At 37.7% G+C, this 2,226-nt stretch carries 2 protein-coding genes and 1 pseudogene; all 3 read left to right on the top strand.

The genetic code is table 11. The annotated features are described in order from the left end of the window. On the top strand, window positions 1-329 hold a 329-nt coding region (locus H5186_RS22885), incomplete at its 5' end, for a hypothetical protein (protein ID WP_220496412.1). A 4-nt stretch (window positions 330-333) separates the two neighbouring features. Beyond that, window positions 334-1,257: a hypothetical protein gene (locus tag H5186_RS22375; protein WP_182740949.1), complete on the top strand. Its 924-nt coding sequence runs from the start codon at window positions 334-336 to the stop codon at window positions 1,255-1,257. Between the two features lie 375 nt (window positions 1,258-1,632). Further along, a pseudogene (locus H5186_RS22370) lies at window positions 1,633-2,226 on the top strand (hypothetical protein); the annotation flags it as partial.

Genomic DNA, 2,226 nt, shown 5'->3' with positions numbered 1-2,226 from the left:
TAAGGAATAACAATGACACCCATCTTAATTTTTTAGTGACTGATTTATCAAGTGGGCAGGTTATACGGCTCGATGTAAATCAGCATAACTGCGCCGCCATATTTAAAGCGCTCAACACAACCAGAGTTACATTTAGACTACGAGTGAAAACGTATCCAAAAGGTAATGGGGCGTCAGTAAGCGATGCTTTTGAGGATAATAAATTTATATTACCAGTATCAAAACGCGATGAGTACGGCGAGCTTGAAAAACCAAATAAATGGCTCACAACCGAAGTGAATTTATCACTATGGAATTATGCGCTAAAAGAAGAATTAGGACTTGAGTAACAATATGATAAACACCGAGCAAGTATCTGAATTACGCCCCCCTAAAAAACCAACTGACATGGGAAAGCACTACCGAAAAGTGGAAGTCAATTATGACAACTTGTTAGGAGTAAACGATATATATTCAACTGATGGTCGTTATTACGGCGTATTATTAATATCAAGTATGAGGGATATCTTCCAAACTGCTACCGTTTTTACGGCATTAGTTTTTTTTGGTGTTTCAATTTTTATGCAAATTACGACTTTATTTAAAGCTGCCAGTATGGAGCAGTTTTTAGGTGCACATTTTTTACACCCTTTGTTTATCCTAGGGCAAGTCTTGTTATTAATTATTGCTTTTGTTTATCACCGTAAAGCGAGGATCCCTCGAGGTAAATTAGTCGTGTTTGATCGAAAAACCGGCAATGTAAATTTCCCTGCGTTTGGTGGCAACCCAGAACTAGTTATACCATTTGAAGAAGTTGAAATGTATCGAGGCTCGTTAGGCTTTAGTTTGGGAAGAGGCATGCCTGTTACAAGTTTAATCCCTAAAAAATACCCTAAGCATGGTAAAAGGGATTGCCAATACATAGTCGCGTTTGCTGATAGCTACGATGGGGCTTGTCAATCGTGGACATTATTAACGGAGTTTATGGATAAAAATAAACCAATCCCTTTTGGGTTGTTACAGTCTGTTCAACACCATTTAAATAAGGGAAATAGTGTTACATGGAGAGGTGATAAAATTGGTCCCTATATGGATAAGTATCCGCTCGATCCTGTCATAAAAAATAACTATAAGTATGTTTATCACGAAAATCGTGATGCAACAGAAGAATACCCGAGGGATGAAGTTAATTATGTTATTGCGCCATTTAGTGATGACCCCGTATTGCTAGAGAAAAATATAAAACGTGCGTACGAGCTCAATATTTTACTTTTGTGATTCAGGTTAAATAAAAACAGGTTTACAAGCCAACCGCTCTTTAACAATCAGAAAAGGAATTCAAACCTAGGTGGTGTAAGTGCTGCCTAGGTTTATCGCCACGTTGGAAATTAGAAGGCGCAATTAATAAGACACCCCCCTTTAAATACGCGTTTTTGGTGATGAAGTAGAATAAAGAATAAAAATAAACCATGCGCGAGGTAAGCTCCCGCCTACAGGATGCAACACAGCTGTTTAAATTTGCGTAGGCGCGGCTTTACGCCGCGCAAATTGAACAATAAAAACGACATTCAGTTTGAATAGTTAAGGTGAGTGACATCTTAAATTTCTCGTGGAATTATGCGCTAAAAGAAGAATTAGGACTTGAGTAACAATATGATAAACACCGAGCAAATATCAGAATTACGCCCCCCTAAAAAACCAACTGACATGGGAAAGCACTACCGAAAAGTAGACGTCAATTATGACAACCTATTAGGAGTAAACGATATATATTCAACTGATGGTCGTTATTACGGCGTATTATTAATATCAAGTATGAGGGATATCTTCCAAACTTCTACCGTTTTTACGGCATTAGTTTTTTTTGGTGTTTCAATTTTTATGCAAATTACGACTTTATTTAAAGCTGCCAGTATGGAGCAGTTTTTAGGTGCTCATTTTTTACACCCTTTGTTTATCCTAGGGCAAGTTTTATTATTAATAATTGCTTTTATTTACTATCGTAAAGCAAGAATCCCAAGAGCCACCTCCGTTGTTTTTGACCGAAAAACCGGCAATGTAAATTTCCCTGCGTTTGGTGGCAACCCTGAACTCGTTATACCATTTGAAGAAGTTGAGATGTATCGAGGCTCGTTAGGCTTTAGTTTGGGAAGAGGCATGCCTGTTACAAGTTTAATCCCTAAAAAATACCCTAAACATGGTAAAAGGGATTGCCAATACATAGTCGCGTTTGCTGATAGTTACGAT

Origin of the sequence: Pseudoalteromonas sp. SG41-2 (assembly GCF_014164535.1) — a bacterium.
In the GTDB taxonomy this organism is placed as follows: domain Bacteria; phylum Pseudomonadota; class Gammaproteobacteria; order Enterobacterales; family Alteromonadaceae; genus Pseudoalteromonas; species Pseudoalteromonas rhizosphaerae.
This window is presented reverse-complemented; position numbering and strand designations above follow the sequence as displayed.

Coding starts and splice junctions, on each gene's coding strand:
- H5186_RS22375 (WP_182740949.1), top strand. CDS start 334: ATGATAAACACCGAGCAAGTATCTGAATTACGCCCCCCTAAAAAACCA.